Genomic DNA, 18,845 nt, shown 5'->3' with positions numbered 1-18,845 from the left:
GTTGGATAAAATCCGCCACCAACAAATTTGTTTTAACGACGTATGGTGCCAGACTTCGGGTTTGGAGAGCGATGCGGCCTTAACTAGAGGTTCCTATGAAAGAAGGTATTCACCCTAAGTACGAAGTAATTTCTGCAACATGTTCATGCGGAAACAAATTCGAAACTAGCTCAACTCTTTGTAAAGACATTCACTTAGACGTATGTTCTGCGTGTCACCCGTTTTACACTGGTAAGCAAAAGATTTTAGACACTGGCGGCCGTGTTGATCGCTTCAACAAGCGCTTCGGTGCACTTAGCAGCAAGAAGTAATCATTGCTGTTTAGTTAAAAAAAGCACCTTAGGGTGCTTTTTTTGTGTCTAAAATTTACTACTTCTTATCTTATTTAGCTTGCTCGAGCTACATCACACCTTGCATAACTATTTCCTATTCTTATTCTGAGTATGCATAAACCTTTACAGACAAATCGATAGATATTCTCTATATTTTAAATAGTACAAATTTTAACTAGGTTGATAAAAGTAGCTAACGTGGGCTTATCTGTTTTTAAAGTAGTGTAGTAGGCTGTTATTTTAAGTTTATGATGATGCATTAAACATACATTTTTTTAATATTGTAGTAGACATAAACGCACCTCAAAACTTACTTTTTTGGTGAATTTTTATTTATCAAATGTTTATATAATCCTGCAAAGTTACTGAAAAACCTCTTAAAATTAAAGGATATAGCATATAACAGGATAGACCTGATATTGCTTGGAATTTAAAAATAATAAGGGTATCGTACCCCAAGACTCCACCTCTCACTTTAACTTAAATTGCAGGATACCATCGCGTTATGTCTGACTTTCGTGAACAAGCACTACATTATCACTCACATCCCGTACCTGGTAAAATTAGCATTGAGCTAACAAAACCAGCTGAAACAGTTCAAGACTTAGCCCTAGCTTATAGCCCAGGTGTCGCTGAACCTGTACGTGAAATTGCCGCAGATCCTGCAAATGCATATAAATATACCGGTAAAGGTAACATGGTTGCGGTTATCACTAATGGTACTGCAATTTTGGGCTTGGGTAATTTAGGTCCTTTAGCGTCTAAGCCCGTAATGGAAGGCAAGGCGTTATTGTTTAAACGTTTTGCAGGGCTTGATTCTATTGATATTGAAGTAAAGCACAAAACAACAGAAGACTTTATTAACACGGTTGCCAATATTGCTGACACATTCGGTGGTATTAACCTTGAAGATATTAAAGCACCAGAGTGTTTTGAAATTGAAAAAGCATTAATAGAGCGTTGTAGCATTCCTGTTTTTCATGATGACCAACACGGTACCGCCATTGTTACGGCTGCCGGCATGTTAAATGCGCTAGAAGTACAAGGTAAATCAATTGAAGATGCAATAATTGTATGTTTAGGTGCAGGCGCTGCTGCAGTTGCGTGTATGGAACTGTTAATTAAGTGTGGTGCACTGCGTGAACACATTTATATGCTTGACCGCAAAGGTGTTATTCATACTCGTCGCGATGATTTAAATGAATATAAACAGCTTTTTGCTAACAATACCGATAAACGCACATTGCAAGATGTAATTGCAGATGCTGATGTGTTTGTTGGTGTTTCGGGTCCTAACTTGTTAGCTGCCGAAGATTTAAAACTAATGGCAGAAAAACCGGTCGTGTTTGCATGTTCAAACCCAGATCCAGAGATCGATCCTGCACTTGCTCACGGCGCACGCAACGATTTAATTATGGCAACAGGGCGCTCTGATTACCCTAACCAAGTAAATAATGTTTTATGTTTTCCGTTTATTTTCCGTGGTGCGCTTGATGTACGTGCAAGCGCGATTAATGATGAAATGAAAATTGCTGCAGTTGAGGCTATTCGTAGTATTGCCAAAGAGCCTGTACCTGCAGAGGTTTTAAAAGCCGCAGGCGTAGATAAGCTAGAATTTGGTGCGCAGTACATTATTCCAAAACCAATGGATCCGCGTTTACTACCGCGTATAGCTAAAGCTGTAGCACTTGCTGCGGTAGAGTCGGGTGTTGCGCAAATTGACTTGCCTGAAAATTATATGGCGTAATATATATAACGCTTAAACAAAAAAACCTCAGCAATGCTGAGGTTTTTTGATTAAAAAGGTAACGATTTATTCTTCGTTTAAAATAGGCACTTCTAAACCCATTTCTTGCATTATCTTTTTAACTTCTTCTGGTACTTTTTCTGCGTTGTCTTTACGTAAGTCATCGTCATTTGGTAAAGGTTGACCAGTAAATGCATGCAAAAACGCCTCACACAGCAATTCACTATTTGTTGCATGGCGAAGGTTGTTGATTTGACGACGCGTACGCTCATCCGTTAAAACTTTTAATACATTTAGCGGGATCGAAACGGTGATCTTTTTAACTTGCTCTGATTTTTTCCCGTGTTCTGCGTATGGGTGAATATACTCACCATTCCATTTAGCCATAAGATGTATCGTTGCCTCAGATTATTAATTTCTCACACGGTATAAAAAGCGTGTAAATATGCGTGAAATTCTATCGATTTAAAAAAGATAGTCAAATAATAGATACCGATCTATCTTAATAAGCCTATTTGGGATGTAAAAATAAGCTCACTTTTGTGAGCTAAAATGTGATACTAGCAAACGCCTTTCCTAACTTTAGCCATCTAGAGCTTTAAAATACTTTGACTTATTAAAACGGATAACTTACTCTTTTAGACGTCTAAACATCCAAATTAATCAGGTGACGAATATGAGCGAAAAAAACAAAGCGACCATTGCTGTACGTAACGGCGTTGATGCTGATAAACATCATGGTGCAGTGGTGCCGCCAATTTATTTATCAACGACTTATTCGTTTGCCGACTTTGATACCAAGCGTGAGTATGATTATGGCCGCAGTGGTAACCCTAATCGTGATATTTTAGCAGAGACGCTTGCTAAGCTTGAAGGCGGCGCTAGCGGCATAATTACGGCCACTGGTATGGCAGCCGTGCATTTAGCTACTCAGCTACTTAACAGTGACGACACGTTAGTAATTCCACATGATTGTTATGGTGGTAGCTATCGTTTATTTACATCGTTACAAAAACGCGGACTATTGAAGCTTGAAGTATTAGATTTAACAAAAGAAGAAAGCCTTCAACAAATTTTAGCAATTAAACCTAAGCTTATTTGGATAGAGACTCCAAGTAACCCAGTACTTCGTTTAACCGATATTAAAGCGGTTACCGATGTTGCTAAGCAATGCGGTGCATTGGTTGCCGCAGATAACACGTTTTTGTCTCCTGCCTTACAAAACCCTATTAAGTTTGGTGTAGATATTGTGGTGCATTCAACTACTAAATACATTAACGGGCACTCAGATGTAGTGGGCGGCGCTGTTATTGCTGCAACACAAGAGCTTGGTGATGAGCTTGCTTGGTGGGCAAATAATATTGGTATTACGGGCGCCCCTTTTGATAGTTATTTAACGCTTCGTGGTCTACGTACTTTAAATGTGCGCTTAAGGCAGCACCAAGAAAATGCGCTAGCAATAGCTAAGTACCTTGAAAGCTCCAATTTTGTAAGCCAAGTTTACTATCCAGGACTTGAGTCACATCCTCAGCATGAGCTTGCTAAAGCACAACAACTTGGCTTTGGTGGCATGGTTAGTTTTGATATTAAAGGCGATATAAACGACGCTGCAGCATTTTTAACTAGTCTTAAAACGTTTAGTTTAGCTGAGTCACTAGGTGGCGTAGAGAGTTTAATTTGTCACCCCGCAACTATGACGCACGCAGGCATGGAGGCAAAGGCACGTTTAGAAGCGGGTGTGGGCGATACGCTTATTCGTATTTCGGTTGGGATTGAAGATATACACGATTTAATAGCTGACTTTGAACGAGTATTTGAACTTGTAAAACCAGGGCAAAATAAAAATGTTGGCCGTATAGGCAAAGGTGCTGGCACTTCTGGTGGAAACGTTAAATTAAGTGCAGCCCGTCCAGCGCTTTGGTAAGTAATACCAATCCGCAATAATACCTAGGGCGTGTTGATCTTTGGTGGGTGAATTTGCAGCAGTATGTTTGGTTTTTAGGCAAGGCGGAGCCTATGTAGTGTGGTTATTCCCCATGAATAGGCGATAACGCAGCGTAAATACCAAACATGCGCTGCCCTTTGGGTTCTTTCTAGGGACGATTAACTCTTTGTTGCTCGGTTTTTACTTAGCCCACTAGGTTACAAACCTCGCGCCACGATTTAATCTTCCTTGGATTGAACAAATTTCAATCCACAAAGATCAACACGCCCTAATCAATTTGAGGGATTAAACCGCACGATAACATCGTTAAAAATTCCTAATATAGAACAACTAAATAACGAAATTTTTGCCTTATTATCGATACGGTTTTCTTACCTCAAAATAGACAACTTAATTAAGCTAATTGGTATAAATATGGTCAATTGTGTACATAAATTTGGTGGTTCAAGCTTAAGCTCTAGTGAGCGCTATCAAAGCGTAGCTAAAATAATTATTGGGCATACTCAGCCGGGCGACTGTGTTGTGGTATCTGCTGCAGGTAAGACTACAGATACACTTGTGTCGTTGTGGCAAAGTTATCAGCTGCAAGACACGCAAGCTGTCGCTGATATTTTACTGCAGTTAAATAACCATCAAAGCGATTTAATTGAGCAGTTGTTACAAGCTGATTTAAAGCGCAGCGCACTTAAAACACTAAATACCGAGCTTAGTAATATTGCAGAACTTGCTCAAGCTGAGCAGCTAAAAGAGGCTGCGTTACTTGCGCATGGTGAACTGTGGTCAGCACGTTTACTCGCTACTTATTTACAGCAGCTAAATATTGAGGCGTGTGCTCAAGATGCCCGTAGTCTTTTTACCTTAAACGATGGTGAATTAATGCATGCGCAAAATGCGCAGCAATGTCGACAGTCAATTTTGCCTAATAAAATAAATGTTGTTACTGGGTTTATTGCCGCTGATACGAAAGGTGAGACCGTAACACTTGGACGCAACGGTAGCGATTATAGTGCAACACTACTTGCAAATTACTGTAATGCTAAGCAAGTATGTATTTGGACCGATACACAGGGAGTGTTTAGCACTGATCCTCGAAAGGTAAAAAAAGCGATTAAATACGGCAAAATTTGTCGCGGGCAAGCTAATTTATTAGCTCGTTTGGGTAACCCTGTATTACATGCAAAAACACTATCGCCACTTAAAAACAGCGATATTAAGCTAGCTGTTCGTAGTAGTTTTGATGTGCAAGCAAGCCCAACAGATATAGTAAAAGAAGGTTCAGCAAAGAACAAGCGCTTTATAACCACGCTGCAAAATGTTGATCTGTTAATGGTTGAAGGATTAAGTGAAGGTGAGGTCGCAAGCGTTAGTCAGCTTATTCAGCATAGCCTTCATCATTTTAACCATAATGGTGAAGTGTATTTAGTAGTACCGGCTGCACAAACATATCAAGTTATTAATTACTTTGCTGGTAGAGCTAATATTAGTGAGTCAAATTTAAATGGCTGTGCAATTGTTGCCCCTGAGCAAGACATTAGTGTACTTAAACTGCAAGCTTTAGAAGTATTAGCTGAGCAGACTATAAAACCGCGTTTTGTGCATCAAGATAATGGTTATGTTTTATTACTAACAGACCAATTTATAGATAGCGATATACAAAGCGCCTTACACGATAAGCTAATCAATAAAGGCCAAGAAATAGCCGTTATAGTTGCGGGCCTTGGCAATGTAGGCGATGCTTTTATTGAGCAGTTATCGGCACAATTTGAGCGTTTATCAGACGACTTTAGTATTAAATTGGTAGCGCTGGTTCGCTCTAAACATATGTTATTTAATGCAAGTGGCATAAATATATCGCAATGGAAAACTCAATGGCAGCATGAGGCGAATAGCTATGAAACTGCGGATTTACTTAATGCGATAAGCGAGCTTGACTACGAACATAAAGTGTTAATTGATATTACCGCAAGTGAGCAGTTTAGCTTTTTATATACAGATTTTGTAGACAGAGATTGTCATTTAATTAGTGCTAACAAATATGCAGGTACAGCACCGACTTCTTGGTATAAAGCACTTCGTAGTAACCTTGGCGAACGTAATTTACATTGGCGATATAATACAAGTGTAGGCGCAGGCTTACCTATCAATTTTGCTTTGGCTGATTTGCAAAATAGTGGTGATAAAATTACGCGTATTGAAGGCGTATTCTCGGGTACGCTTTCGTGGTTATGTAGTAAGTATGATGGTACGACTGCTTTTTCTGAGTTGGTATTAGAAGCACAGAAAATGGGGTTCACAGAGCCTGACCCTCGCGAGGATTTATCTGGACGAGATATGCAGCGTAAGTTACTTATTTTAGCCCGAGAGTTAGGTATAGAGCTTGAGCTTGATGATATTAGCTTATCGGCATTAATGCCCGGTGCGCTTGCGCTAGGAAGCTGGGAAGACTTTCTAAACAATAAAGCCCAGCTAGATGCGTTCATTGAAGAGCATGCTGATACAGCAAAAGCTAATAACTCAGTACTGAGATACACAGGCCTATTAGATATAACAAAAACTGAAGTTATCGCTAAAGTAGGAATTACGTATGTGCCCAATGGGGATGCGTTAGCAAACCTTACACCTGGCGATAATATTTTTGTAATTAATAGCAAATGGTATAGTGATAACGCGCTTGTGATTCAGGGGCCTGGGGCTGGGAAAGAAGTAACCGCTGCGGGTGTACACTCTGACTTATATTGGCTTGTTCAAAACTTAAAATAAGCCATTATTTAAATTAAAACGGCAGCTTAAATAAGCTGCCGTTTTTGTATTACAGAGGTATTATTAAAATAGCTCTTCTTCGGTTTTTGTGTCTTCTTCAAATATATCGTTTGGCTGAGATAGCACATACTTTGTCGGTGCAGTGCCTTTTTCGAAGTATTCAAAGCGGCTGGTGTAGTCATTCTTGTGGCTTAGCAAACCAGTGGCTAAATCAATACGAATCGAAACAAGCCCCTCAGGTGGCTCAATTGGCGCTTCAGGTGTTCCCTCAAGTGCGGCTTTCATAAATTCAATCCATGCAGGCTGCGCTGTTTTAGCCCCCGATTCAGCACCAGATATTTGGCTGCTATCTAAGTTGTTATTGTACGTAGAACGACCAAGAGCGTTACCTGGGTTATCAAAGCCCACCCACACAGAAGTCATTACTTTACTGTTAAAGCCACTAAACCAGGTGTCTACAGAATCATTAGTTGTGCCTGTCTTACCCGAAAGATCACGACGTTCTAAAGCTTGTGCGCGCCAACCTGTGCCACTCCAACCCGTTTTATGGGCCCAACTACCGCCGCCCCAAATACCACTGTGCATTGCATCAGCAATTAAAAATGCATTCTGCTTAGAAATAATTCTCGGTGCACATTTTTTTGTTGGTTCCACTTCATCACTACTATTATGAAGTGAGAATTCATTATGTGTTGGTAAAGGCTCTTCATCACAGGCTAGGGCAGGGTTTGCTTTGAACAATACATTACCGTAAGCATCTTGAATTTCTGAAATAAAGTAAGGTTCAATTAAGTGGCCACCATTGGCAAATGCACTCATGCCACGAGCAAGTTCAAGTGGAGTAATGGAAGCACTACCCAGTGCTAGTGATTCACTGCGATTAATGTCTGAATCTTTAAAGCCAAACTTTAATAAATGATCAGCTGTACGTTGTAATCCAACGCCGCGTAGTAAGCGCACCGAAATAACGTTTTTAGATTGTGCTAAAGCACGGCGAATTCTTATCGGACCATTATATACAGCAGGGCTGTTTTTAGGGCGCCATGCTACGCCTTGGCTTTTATCCCATTGGTTTATAGGAGCATCGTTTAATATAGACGCAAGCGTGTAACCTTTTTCAAGTGCTGCTGAATATATAAAAGGTTTTATATTAGAACCTACTTGACGCTTTGCTTGTACCGCTCGGTTATATTGACTTTGCTCAAAGCTGTAACCACCTACAATAGCTTTAATTCTGCCATCTTGTGGGTCGAGTGACACAATAGCACTTGATGCTTCTGGTATTTGGCTTAGTAAGTAGCTGTCATCTTCATTTTTACGCACCCATATTTGCATTCCTGGCGTTAAAATATCTGTAGCTGCTTTTGGAGCAAAACTTTGGCGGTAACGAGTAATATATTTACGCGCCCATTTTAAGTTATCCCAAGTAAGAGTTGTGCGCTCGCCACTTTTAAGTAATACCGACGCTGTTTTGTCATTAACACTAAGCACGGCTGCTGCTTTCAAAGTACCCAACTCATTTACGCTTTGTAATTTATTGAGTATTTGTTGCTCAGTTAAAGCAGGTTGTGTTTCAGGGTCCCATAAAACATCTGTTGGTCCTCTAAAACCATGGCGCATATCATAATTATGTAAGTTGTTTACAAGTGCGTTTTGCGCTGCTTTTTGGACTTTTGACTCTACCGAGGTGAAAATTTTAAAACCTGAGTTGTAAGCTTTATCTATTCCATAACGCGAGACCATTTCAGCGCGCACCATTTCAGAAATATACGGGGCGTATAAATTTATTTCAGCACCATGAAAATAAGCGGTGATAGGTTGGCTCGTTGCTTCGTTATATTCTTCTTGAGTAATATAATTTTCAGTTAATAAACGCCCTAAAACAACATTTCGGCGTGCTTTTGCACGCGTTGGGTTACGAATTGGGTTTAAAGCTGAAGGGGCCTTCGGTAAACCTGCAATCATCGCCATTTGTGCAAGTGTTAAATCTTTTAACTCCTTACCGTAATAAACTTGTGCTGCAGCACCAATACCAAAAGCGCGATTACCTAATTCTATTTTATTAAGGTAAAGCTCTAAAATTTCGTCTTTTGTTAATACACCTTCGATATGTAGCGCTATAAATATTTCTTTAACTTTACGAATATATGCTTTTTCGCGAGTTAAAAAGAAATTACGAGCAAGCTGCATAGTAATAGTACTTGCGCCTTGTTTTTTCTCGCCGGTAGATATAAGAACAATAGCCGAACGTACAATACCTATAGGATCTATGCCTATATGATCGTAAAATCGATTATCTTCTGTCGCTAAAAATGCATTAATGAGGGTTTGAGGAATTTCATCAATAGTCACTGGAATACGACGCTTTTCACCAAATTGATTGATTAAAAGCCCATCTTTTGTGAATACTTGCATAGGAGTTTGTAATTGCACGTCTTTTAAAACTTGCACACTGGGGATATCAGGTTTAACGTAGTAATAAAGACTGACCAAAGTGATCAGACCAATTAATACACAAATGATAAAAAATTGTAAAGTTCGTTTTAATAAAATCACTTATATTTCCCTAAATGGACTCCCAATTGCGAGTTTTGACTGCTAGTATATATTGATTAAAAAATGAATAATATTTTTTCAGATAAAAATTATAACTTGTTTATTATTAAAACAAAGGCCAAGTTGAAACATGCTAAGTCAACTATTTCAAAAACCGTCCCCGATGATGGTAGGAATTGATATTGGATCGCACTCTATCAAAGCGGTGCTTTTACGTGAAATTGAAACTGGATTTCGACTAGAAGCACTTGCAATTGAGCCGATGCCAAAAGGTGCGATGAGTGAGCGCACAATCCAAGATATTGAAGCGATTGGTAACGTTATTACAAAATTAAGAAAAAAATTACCGAAGTCGTTAAAATCTGCTGCAGTGGCTGTTTCTGGCCAAACAGTTATTACAAAAGTGATCTTCATGGATGTATCGTTAACAGATGCTGAACTTGAATCGCAAATTGAAATTGAAGCTGATAGTTTAATCCCTTACCCGCTTGATGAAGTGAGCCTCGATTTTGAGAAGCTTTCGACGAATGAGGCCGATCCTAGCAAAATGAATGTTTTGCTTTCGGCTGCTCGTACTGAGAGTGTTGAAGCACGGGTGGGCGCTTTAGAAGCCGCAAATTTAGAAGCCAAAATAGTAGATGTAGAAAGCTACGCATTGAGCCGTGCTATGGACGTTTACTATCAACAATTACCTAGCGATGCATTTAATAAGTGTGTGGCTGTGGTCGATATTGGCGCAGTTTTAATGCTTGTGAGTGTTGTGCAAGCTGGGGAAACCATTTATACCCGTGACCAAGTTTTTGGTGGCGATCAATATACAAATAGTATTGTTGCTTATTATAATAAAGGCTTTGATGAAGCCGAAATAGGCAAAACATCAGGTGATTTACCGCCAAACTATACCTTTGAAGTATTAGCCCCTTTTCAAACTTCGTTACTTCAACAAGTTCGCAGAGCTGTGCAAATGTTTTTAACAACCAGCGGTAAAGAGCAAATAGATTATATTGTATTAACGGGCGGTACATCGATGATAAAAGGTATCGACCGATTGCTTATTGAAGAACTCGGTATCCACTCCGTTGTTGCAGAGCCTTTTGTAAATATGGAAATTTCCCCAAAGGTAGATCGTAATATAATGCAGCGTCACAAAACGCAGTTTGCAATTGCAACAGGGTTGGCATTAAGGAGTTTTTCAACATGCCACATATAAATCTACTGCCTTGGCGTGAATCACAACGCGAAGAATCGAAAAAGAAATTTGTAACTATACTTGTTGGTGTCGTTATACTTTGTTTTGCAAGTATGTATTTATTAAGCTCTTTTTATAGTGCCTTAAAAGACGGTCAAAACTTAAAGAATAATTATTTAAGCTCAGAAATTAGCATGCTAGATAAAAAAATAAGTGAAATACGAAGCTTAGATAAAAGAAAGGAAAATTTACAACAGCGTATGAGGCTCATTGAAGAATTGCAAAGCAGCCGTAACTTGGGTACGCAAATAATGGATGAAGTTGCCAAAATAGTGCCAGGTGGCGTTTATTTAACAAAACTGGAGCGCAAAGGCAGTCAAATACATGTTTTAGGACGCAGTGAATCTAATAACCGCCTATCAACAATGCTCCGCCAAGTACAAAGCTCATATTTACTAGAGAACCCTTCAATGCAGGGCATTGTTGCAGGCGATCAATCTTCGCGTTTACTTAGTGATTTTAATATGGAATTTTATGTAAAACCATTTGATAAAATTGGTGAGGTTAGCGATGAACCTTGATTTTAAAGCACTGAGTGAAATTGATTGGAATGAAATAGAGCTTGATAACATTGGTGATTGGCCAATTGCTGTTAAAGCAATTTGCTGCACATTTGTTGCGGGCCTTGTATTGTTTTTTAGTTATAGCCTATTAGTTTCTGATGAAATTGACAGCTACCATAGTGCCGTGGCAAAAGAAGTTGAACTACGAACAACTTATCGAACTAAGTATGCAGTAGCGAGCAAGCTTGAAATATATCGTCAACAAATGATTGAAATGGAAGATAAGTTTTCACAGCTATTAAAGCGTCTACCCACTTCGAACGAAACTCCTGGTTTACTTGATGATTTATCATATGTTGGGACAACGAGTGGTCTGACTTTTTTAAAAATAGGTTGGCTGCCAGAAGTTGAGAAAGAATTTTATACCGAGCTGCCGATTAAAATCGAAGTAATAGGTAGCTACCATGAGTTTGGTGAGTTTGTAGGTAAAGTGGCCCAGTTACCCCGGATTGTAAGCTTACATGACTTTTCTATTTTATCATCGGGCGATAAACAGTTAACATTCAGTGTTGTTGCAAAAACATATCGTTATGAAGAAGGGGTTAAAAAATGAAACTCCTTCGCGTAGTACCTTTAGCTATAGCATTTGTTTTAGCGGGTTGTAATGATGACACTTCTGAGCAAAAAGAATTTATTGATCAGGTAAAAGCAAGCACCACACCAAGGGTTGAGTCGATTCCTGAGCTGACAAAGTTTGAAATATTTGAGTACAGTGCTGGTCAGCTACGCAGCCCGTTTGTAGCGCCTCAGCCTGAGATTATTCAAAATAAACTAACGCAAGTAAAAAACTGTTTGCACCCAGATCAAGAGCGTCGCCGCGAACCGTTAGAGAAATACCCGCTAGATAATTTAGCAATGAAAGGCACAATTGGTTCTAATGGACAAATATGGGCATTAATAACAGCAACAGATGACACTTTGCACCGCGTAACGGTAGGGAATTATCTTGGTAGTTATGATGGCAAAGTAAAAAGAGTAAGCAACGACTATATAGAATTAGTGGAATTAATCCCTGATGGGTCTGGCTGTTGGAAAGAGCGCCTGACGAAATTAGAAATGTTAGAGGCGGCAACAGATGGCGCAAATTAATAATAAAAAAGGTAAAAATAGGATGCATAAGGATGTACTTTGGCTTCATCGTATTTCACGGACATTACTGGCTGCTGTTGCTTTAGTCACTGTAAACTCAGCCATAGCTGGGCCATTGCTTTATGATGTTCGTTATAATCCATTACTTAAAGGCGAAACTGAATTACAGCTTGTTTTTGATGAAGAGTTAACCTTTGAACCAAAAGTTCAAGTGTTTAATAGCCCAGCCCGAATCGAAATGTTTTTTGATACTGCAGAGTTAGAGGTTGGTTTAAATGATGTTGAAGTTAATCAAGCTGGAATTAGCAGTGTTACTAATGTTTTAACTAACAGTGGTTTAAAGGTAACGGTAAACTTAGATAGATTAAAAATTTATGAGACTGAAGTTCATAACAATTTAGTATCGATACGTGTCTCTGATAACCCTCTTACAGAATCTGAAAATGAAGATGTAGTGATGGATTCAGGTGATGTAAGTGAAAATTACATTAACCGTATCCAGTCAATTGATTTTAGACGTGGTGAGAAGGGTGAAGCAAAAGTACTTGTATTTTTACAAGACACTCAAGCTGCAATTGAAGTCCATGAAAGTGGCGGGAAAATTTACGCTGACTTTCATCACACCGATATTTTAGACGATCTACTTTATGAATTAGATGTATTAGATTTTGGAACTGTTGTCAGTAATATCGAGACTTTTAAAGAAGATGGTTTAAGTCGTGTTGTTATCGAACCAAATGCTCAGTTCACGTTTACGTATCAGCAAATAGATAATATTTTAACGTTGACAGTAGAAAAAGATGAAACGCAAAATGCGTACTTAGATGGTGGTGTTGAGTATCAAGGTCGCCCTATGACCTTAAATTTTCAAGATATCTCTGTGCGTGCAGCACTGCAAATTATCGCGGGTTACAACGACTTTAACTTAGTAACCAGTGATTCAGTAACGGGCAATATAACGCTGCGCCTAGATGGTGTACCGTGGGATCAAGCGCTTGACGTAGTACTACGTATTAAAGGGCTAGATAAGCGCATGGATGGCTCTATATTAATGGTAGCGCCTGCAGAAGAACTTGCAGCACGTGAAGCCAAAGATTTAAAAGCTAAACAGCAAGTTGAAGACTTAGAGCCTCTATATAGTGAATACATCCGATTAAACTATGCTAAAGCCGAAAATTTTGCTGACTTATTAAAAACAGATACAAACAGTATTATAACTGCCCGTGGTAGTGTATCTGTTGATCAACGTACAAATACTTTGTTAGTAAAAGATACTGTTAAGAGTATAGAAAACATCCGCCGGATGATTGAAACGCTCGATATTCCAGTGCAGCAGGTTGTAATAGAATCTCGGATGGTAACGGTACGCGATAACGTTACTGAAGACTTAGGCGTACGGTGGGGCTTTAGTGACCAAGGCAGTAGTGTTGGTATTTCAGGCTCTCTTGAAGGCGCAGAAGGTATTTATAATGCGACATCTACTTCAAATGCACCAAGTATTTCAGACCGATTAAATGTAAATTTACCTATCACTAACCCTGCGGCTAGCATTGGCTTACACATAGCAAAACTGGCTAACGGTACGCTGATTGATTTAGAACTAAGTGCGCTTGAGGAAGAGAATAAAGGCGAGATTATTGCTAGTCCACGTATCATAGCGGCTAATCAGCAAAAAGCCCGAATAGAGCAAGGTACTGAAATTCCTTATACTGAGTCAGCTTCAAGCGGTGCTACTACCGTAAGCTTTAAAAAAGCGGTACTGAGCTTAGAAGTTACACCTCATATCACACCTGATAATAAAGTAATTCTAGATTTAATTATTACTCAAGATACACGTGGTGATACCGTACAAACAGGTACTGGTGAAGCGGTGTCTATTGATACTCAAGAAATTCAAACACAAGTGTTAGTCGAGAATGGCCAAACCGTAGTACTCGGTGGTATTTTCCAACAGCAAATCATTAATACTACGAGTAAAGTGCCAATTTTAGGTGACATTCCTTACGTAGGAAGACTATTTAAAACCACAAGTGAGTTTAATGAAAAGCGTGAATTACTTATTTTCGTGACACCGAAAATACAAATTGATTAAAATACAGTGGTTTTATGTTAACCAACGGGTGATTATTTAGATTAATTGCTCGTTATATGGCTTTTTATTCTAATTGACTTGAAATACCCCTGCAATTACTGAGATAATCCCCTCCTTAATTTTGGGGCCAGGTCGTTAGGCGGGGTTTTATTTCAAATTTTAGAGTTTGTTTGTACTAAAAGATATGGCTGAGAAACGTAATATATTTCTAGTTGGCCCCATGGGGGCTGGCAAAAGCACGATTGGTCGTCACATCGCTGACCAATTACACCTTGAATTTGTTGATTCTGATCAAGAAATCGAACGCCGCACAGGTGCAGATATTGCATGGGTATTCGATCTTGAAGGTGAAGAAGGCTTTAGACTTCGAGAAGAGTCTGTTATTGGCGATTTAACCGAGATGCAAGGTATTGTACTTGCTACCGGTGGTGGTTCAGTAATGAGCAAAGAAGTTCGAAACAAGCTTTCGGCTCGAGGTATAGTTGTATACCTAGAGACACCTATAGAAAAGCAAGTTGCACGCACGCAACGCGACAAGCGTCGCCCATTACTGCAAACTGAAGAAGCACCTCGTAACGTACTAGAGCGCTTAGCAGAAGAACGCGAGCCCCTATACAAAGAAGTTGCCGATTTTGTTGTACGTACCGATGAGCAAAGCGCTAAAGTTGTTGCTAACCAAATCATCGAGAAATTAGATTTTTAAAAACCAATAATAAGGAAATAACTAAGCATGCTTAAATTAACAGTTAATTTGGACGAGCGAAGTTATCCTATTTATATTGGGCAATCTGCACTTCAAGATAATGGCCGCCTGGTTCACCACATTGGTGATTGTCGGCCTATCATCATTACTAATGACACAATAGCGCCTTTATATTTACAAGCGTTACTTGACTCATTAGCAGATCAAAATCCGCTATCATTTATTATTCCTGACGGTGAACAATATAAATCACTTGAATGGTTTGAAAAAATATCAGCATTTTTACTACAAAATAACTGTGGCCGAGATACGTGCTTAATTGCGTTAGGTGGCGGTGTTATAGGTGATCTAACTGGTTTTGTAGCGGCGTGTTATCAGCGCGGCGTACCGTTTATTCAAATACCAACGACAGTGCTTTCACAGGTTGACTCATCGGTAGGTGGTAAAACGGCAGTAAATCATCCTTTAGGTAAAAATATGATAGGGGCATTTTATCAGCCTCAAGCGGTTTTTATTGATACACAAACATTACACACCCTACCAGCAAGAGAGTTTGCAGCAGGTATGGCTGAAGTAATTAAGTATGGTCTGATTTACGATACCGAATTATTTGCATACTTAGAGCGAAACGTAGCTAATTTGCAGCAACTAGATGAAACATGTTTACAGCATATTATTTTTAGATGTTGTGAAATAAAAGCACTTATAGTTGCGCAAGATGAAAAAGAGCATGGTTTACGTGCTTTATTAAACTTAGGTCATACATTTGCCCATGCAATTGAGGCAGAAATGGGCTACGGCGTTTGGTTACATGGCGAAGCTGTTGCAACAGGCATGGTATTAGCAGCTAAACTTGCCAAGACACGCCAAGATTTGAGCGCAAGTGAAGTTGATCGAATTATTAAGCTGCTTGAGCTATATAATTTACCAACAGAAATTCCAAAGCAAATGACTAGCGAGCAGTTCCTAACGCATATGCGTAAGGACAAAAAGAATAAAAGAGGCACTATACGCTTTATTCTACCTACCCAATTTGGCCAGTGTGCATTAGTTGATGATGTCTCTGATGACCAAGTTAGAGACTTAATCGAGCAGTAAATGCAGTCACAAATTTTACCAAGCCGTGCGGCTTTGGTGGATAGAATCGCACTGCAATTTGAGTACGGACAAAATTTAATAGTTTTACTTGGCACATCGGGGCTAGGTAAAAGTTATATGCTCGAAACCTTCATTACAGATAAATACAATGACTTTAATAAAGCGTTTGTGCAAGTAAGTGCACAAATGACTGACGCTCAGCTAATGAGCGATTTATTAGAGCAAAGCTTTAATTCCCCTTTAGTTGATCATAATTTAAGTTTACCTGAAAACTATTACCAGCTGCTTGAGCAACAGCAGTGCGGACCTTGTTTATGGGTGCTTGATGGCGGTAGGCAACTATCTGAAGAGATACTAATTGAGCTTGAGCTGCTTTCTAAAAATAGCCCTAATACGTTGTATATCATAATTGCATCACAGTCTAAACTTGCTTTAAATGACGCTGTCGAAATTTACTTGGAGCCACTAACGCTTCGAGAAAGCAAGATGTTATTGCAGTGGTACTTTACTGATTTACCTTATGATGAAGACCCTGTTTTTAGTACTTTTTTAGCCGAGGCTCATGGCAACCCCAGTTTATTGCTTGCTTGGCAACCTAGTGAGCACATAGCCGATATTATCGTTAAAGATAAAGTATCTTGGCGATTGCACTTATTGATTTTGATGTTGTTAATTATGCTTTTAATTATTGGCCTGCTTTATAAGTCTGATATGACGCAGTGGTGGCAACAATATTATCAGCAGGAAGAAACACAAGTCCTAAATACAGCAATATCTGTAGAGCAAGTAAGTGAGCCGGTTATAAAGCAAAATGACTCAGTAGTTACCTTAAATGACCCTGAAGTAGTTGAGCCAGATATTGAGCCAGAGAGCGTACACATTAATGATGTGCCTGCTATCATGCAAAGTCTTACCAAACCTGCAAATACCGTTAAGGCATTAGACAATGCTATTGATAATAGCGTTAAAAACAAAAGCAGTGAAGCAGGTGACGTTGTATCTAAAGCTCTAAAAGTAGAGAAAGTAAATACAGCAGAGCAAACTCAGATCAGCCAAGATAATATTTGGTACATGCAGCAAGCAGATACAAATAGTGTAATTCAATTATTAGCGGTAACTCAGCAGGAAGTTCGCGATAATTTCATTGCTCAATTCAATCTACAGCAGCAAGCACACACTTACCAAACGAAGCGAAATAATCAAATATGGTGGGTTGTTACATTTGGCAGCTTTGAGAGTATAAACGAAGCAAAATCAGCAATGGATACTTTACCCCCTGGGGTTAGAAAAAATAAACCTTTCTATAAAAAAATTAGTAAAATAAAGCAAGAAATAGCAGTCGTTGATCAGTAAAACACACTGCTTTAGTGTAAAATCGCGCAACACCAGATTGAAGTAAAGAGCCAATGCAGCAAAAAAGTAGAGCCTTCCTTAAATGGGCCGGCGGAAAATACAGCCTAGTTGAAAACATTAATGCGCGATTAAACCAAGCTAGCAAGCATGCTGATACTTTGGTTGAACCTTTTGTTGGTGCAGGCTCTGTGTTTTTAAATAGTGACTTTAAGCACTATATCCTCAACGATATCAATGCAGACTTAATTAACTTATATAAAGAGCTTAAAAGCTCTCCAGATGAGCTTATTAGTGACGCTAAAAAGCTATTTGTTGATTTGAATAATCACGCAGATGCGTATTACGAATATCGTGTGCAGTTTAATCAAAGTCGTGATGTATACGAACGTTCAATCTTGTTTTTATACATGAACCGCCATGGTTACAACGGACTGTGTAGGTATAATTTAAAAGGCATTTTTAATGTGCCTTTTGGTAAGTATAAAAAGCCTTACTTTCCTGAAAAAGAAATGTATTTTTTTGCTGAAAAAGCACAAAAAGCAACGTTCACTTGTTTAGATTACGATGACGTTTTTAAGTTAGTGCCTAACAATGCTGTTATTTATTGCGACCCACCTTATGTACCATTAAGTAAAACGGCTTCTTTTACGTCTTACGCTAAAGGGGGTTTTAATTTAGATGATCAGGCTAACTTAGCTAATTTGGCAGAACAAGCCGCATTTGAAAATAACACACCTGTGCTTATTTCAAACCACGATACCGTGTGGACGCGTAAAATTTATAGCCAAGCATCGCTTGAACAAATTCAAGTAAAGCGCACTATTAGCCCCAAAGGTGGCTCTAGAAATAAAGTTGACGAGTTGATGGCTATGTATTTAGCACCCAAGCAACCACTGCGTAAATTGCGATAACAAAAGCAACAAATAGTACAATCGCAATTAAAATGATGGATAAAGGGGAGTGTTGTTTAAAATCGACTTGGCGTTTATTTTCAGATTGAACACCAAAAAATGCAGCTAGCACACTTTGCAACGCGCTAAAAAATTGTAGCATTATTTAAAATAAAGGTTTTAAAGAAGGAGCGTTTTTAGAATCTTCAGAACTAGTAAGTAGTTCCAGTAAATCAAGGTAATGAAACTGAGCACTACGGCTATCGCCAGTTAACCACGAAAACCATGATGACTCTTCTTCAGCTTTAATACACGCAGTTAAAGTGTTTTGAGTACTTACCAGTTGTGTATTATGACAATTACTCACTGAGCTTAATTCTTGCTCAGAGCTTGAACCAAAGCTAAACGCCCCGATAAGCAGTAATGCCGACGCAATTAATATCCCAATTTTAAAAGCACGCATGATGA

Annotated in this window: 17 protein-coding genes; 13 read left to right on the top strand and 4 right to left on the bottom strand. The window is 39.0% G+C overall.

Annotation, left to right across the window (positions count from 1 at the left end):
- Window positions 1-95: 95 nt before the first annotated feature.
- Together rpmE and QMA08_RS13415 are read left to right on the top strand one after the other, a co-directional pair.
- Window positions 96-311 carry a 50S ribosomal protein L31 gene (gene rpmE / locus QMA08_RS13420; RefSeq protein ID WP_002958369.1) on the top strand — a complete coding sequence of 72 codons (216 nt, stop codon included), beginning with the start codon at window positions 96-98 and terminating at the stop codon, window positions 309-311.
- Between the two features lie 526 nt (window positions 312-837).
- Window positions 838-2,079: a malic enzyme-like NAD(P)-binding protein gene (locus tag QMA08_RS13415; protein ID WP_002958370.1), complete on the top strand. Its 1,242-nt coding sequence runs from the start codon at window positions 838-840 to the stop codon at window positions 2,077-2,079.
- A gap of 66 nt (window positions 2,080-2,145) precedes the next feature.
- On the opposite strand, the gene metJ is transcribed toward QMA08_RS13415, so the two are convergent.
- Window positions 2,146-2,466 (bottom strand): met regulon transcriptional regulator MetJ, encoded by a 321-nt coding sequence (gene metJ / locus QMA08_RS13410; protein WP_002958371.1) that lies wholly within the window; start codon window positions 2,464-2,466, stop codon window positions 2,146-2,148.
- A 289-nt stretch (window positions 2,467-2,755) separates the two neighbouring features.
- Between metJ and metB the strand changes: the two genes are divergently transcribed.
- On the top strand, window positions 2,756-4,003 hold the full coding sequence (gene metB, locus QMA08_RS13405) for a cystathionine gamma-synthase (RefSeq protein ID WP_290174717.1): 1,248 nt from the start codon (window positions 2,756-2,758) through the stop codon (window positions 4,001-4,003).
- A gap of 435 nt (window positions 4,004-4,438) precedes the next feature.
- Window positions 4,439-6,784 carry a bifunctional aspartate kinase/homoserine dehydrogenase II gene (gene metL / locus QMA08_RS13400; RefSeq protein ID WP_290174715.1) on the top strand — a complete coding sequence of 782 codons (2,346 nt, stop codon included), beginning with the start codon at window positions 4,439-4,441 and terminating at the stop codon, window positions 6,782-6,784.
- A 63-nt stretch (window positions 6,785-6,847) separates the two neighbouring features.
- Here the strand turns inward: metL and QMA08_RS13395 are convergent, their stop codons facing one another.
- Complete coding sequence (locus QMA08_RS13395; protein ID WP_182696191.1) at window positions 6,848-9,340, bottom strand: PBP1A family penicillin-binding protein; 2,493 nt, start codon at window positions 9,338-9,340, stop codon at window positions 6,848-6,850.
- 130 nt (window positions 9,341-9,470) lie between these two features.
- On the opposite strand from QMA08_RS13395, the gene QMA08_RS13390 reads away from it, so the two are divergent.
- The 9 genes from QMA08_RS13390 to QMA08_RS13350 all read left to right on the top strand — a co-directional run bounded on the left by QMA08_RS13390 (window position 9,471) and on the right by QMA08_RS13350 (window position 18,398).
- Window positions 9,471-10,550, top strand: coding sequence for a pilus assembly protein PilM (locus QMA08_RS13390; RefSeq protein ID WP_024596029.1), 1,080 nt, complete (start codon window positions 9,471-9,473; stop codon window positions 10,548-10,550).
- The gene (locus tag QMA08_RS13385) at window positions 10,538-11,110 is read left to right on the top strand and encodes a PilN domain-containing protein (RefSeq protein ID WP_002958376.1); all 573 of its coding nucleotides are present in this window, start codon (window positions 10,538-10,540) and stop codon (window positions 11,108-11,110) included. The genes QMA08_RS13390 and QMA08_RS13385 overlap by 13 nt, the downstream gene beginning before the upstream one ends.
- On the top strand, window positions 11,100-11,705 hold the full coding sequence (locus QMA08_RS13380) for a type 4a pilus biogenesis protein PilO (protein ID WP_024596028.1): 606 nt from the start codon (window positions 11,100-11,102) through the stop codon (window positions 11,703-11,705). The genes QMA08_RS13385 and QMA08_RS13380 overlap by 11 nt, the downstream gene beginning before the upstream one ends.
- Window positions 11,702-12,241 (top strand): pilus assembly protein PilP, encoded by a 540-nt coding sequence (locus QMA08_RS13375; RefSeq protein WP_290174714.1) that lies wholly within the window; start codon window positions 11,702-11,704, stop codon window positions 12,239-12,241. Before QMA08_RS13380 ends, QMA08_RS13375 begins: the two co-directional genes overlap by 4 nt.
- On the top strand, window positions 12,228-14,333 hold the full coding sequence (locus QMA08_RS13370) for a type IV pilus secretin PilQ family protein (RefSeq protein ID WP_290174713.1): 2,106 nt from the start codon (window positions 12,228-12,230) through the stop codon (window positions 14,331-14,333). The genes QMA08_RS13375 and QMA08_RS13370 overlap by 14 nt, the downstream gene beginning before the upstream one ends.
- Window positions 14,334-14,517: 184 nt before the next feature.
- Window positions 14,518-15,036, top strand: coding sequence for a shikimate kinase AroK (gene aroK / locus QMA08_RS13365; protein WP_004589350.1), 519 nt, complete (start codon window positions 14,518-14,520; stop codon window positions 15,034-15,036).
- A gap of 27 nt (window positions 15,037-15,063) precedes the next feature.
- Window positions 15,064-16,134, top strand: coding sequence for a 3-dehydroquinate synthase (aroB, locus tag QMA08_RS13360; protein WP_024596026.1), 1,071 nt, complete (start codon window positions 15,064-15,066; stop codon window positions 16,132-16,134).
- Complete coding sequence (locus tag QMA08_RS13355; protein ID WP_278382626.1) at window positions 16,135-17,487, top strand: AAA family ATPase; 1,353 nt, start codon at window positions 16,135-16,137, stop codon at window positions 17,485-17,487.
- Between the two features lie 53 nt (window positions 17,488-17,540).
- On the top strand, window positions 17,541-18,398 hold the full coding sequence (locus QMA08_RS13350) for a Dam family site-specific DNA-(adenine-N6)-methyltransferase (protein WP_002958383.1): 858 nt from the start codon (window positions 17,541-17,543) through the stop codon (window positions 18,396-18,398).
- Here QMA08_RS13350 and QMA08_RS13345 read toward each other — a convergent pair.
- A complete protein-coding gene (locus QMA08_RS13345; protein WP_002958384.1) occupies window positions 18,355-18,540 on the bottom strand; it encodes a DUF2970 domain-containing protein in 186 nt (61 codons plus the stop codon). The two genes, QMA08_RS13350 and QMA08_RS13345, sit on opposite strands and share 44 nt — an antisense overlap.
- Window positions 18,541-18,543: 3 nt before the next feature.
- Complete coding sequence (locus QMA08_RS13340; protein ID WP_039485830.1) at window positions 18,544-18,840, bottom strand: hypothetical protein; 297 nt, start codon at window positions 18,838-18,840, stop codon at window positions 18,544-18,546.
- Between the last annotated feature and the right edge of the window lie 5 nt (window positions 18,841-18,845).

The sequence above is a fragment of the Pseudoalteromonas sp. APC 3355 genome, assembly GCF_030407615.1.
Lineage (GTDB): Bacteria > Pseudomonadota > Gammaproteobacteria > Enterobacterales > Alteromonadaceae > Pseudoalteromonas > Pseudoalteromonas distincta.
Note: the sequence above shows the minus strand (reverse complement) of the source record. Positions and strands in the feature narration are given on the sequence as shown.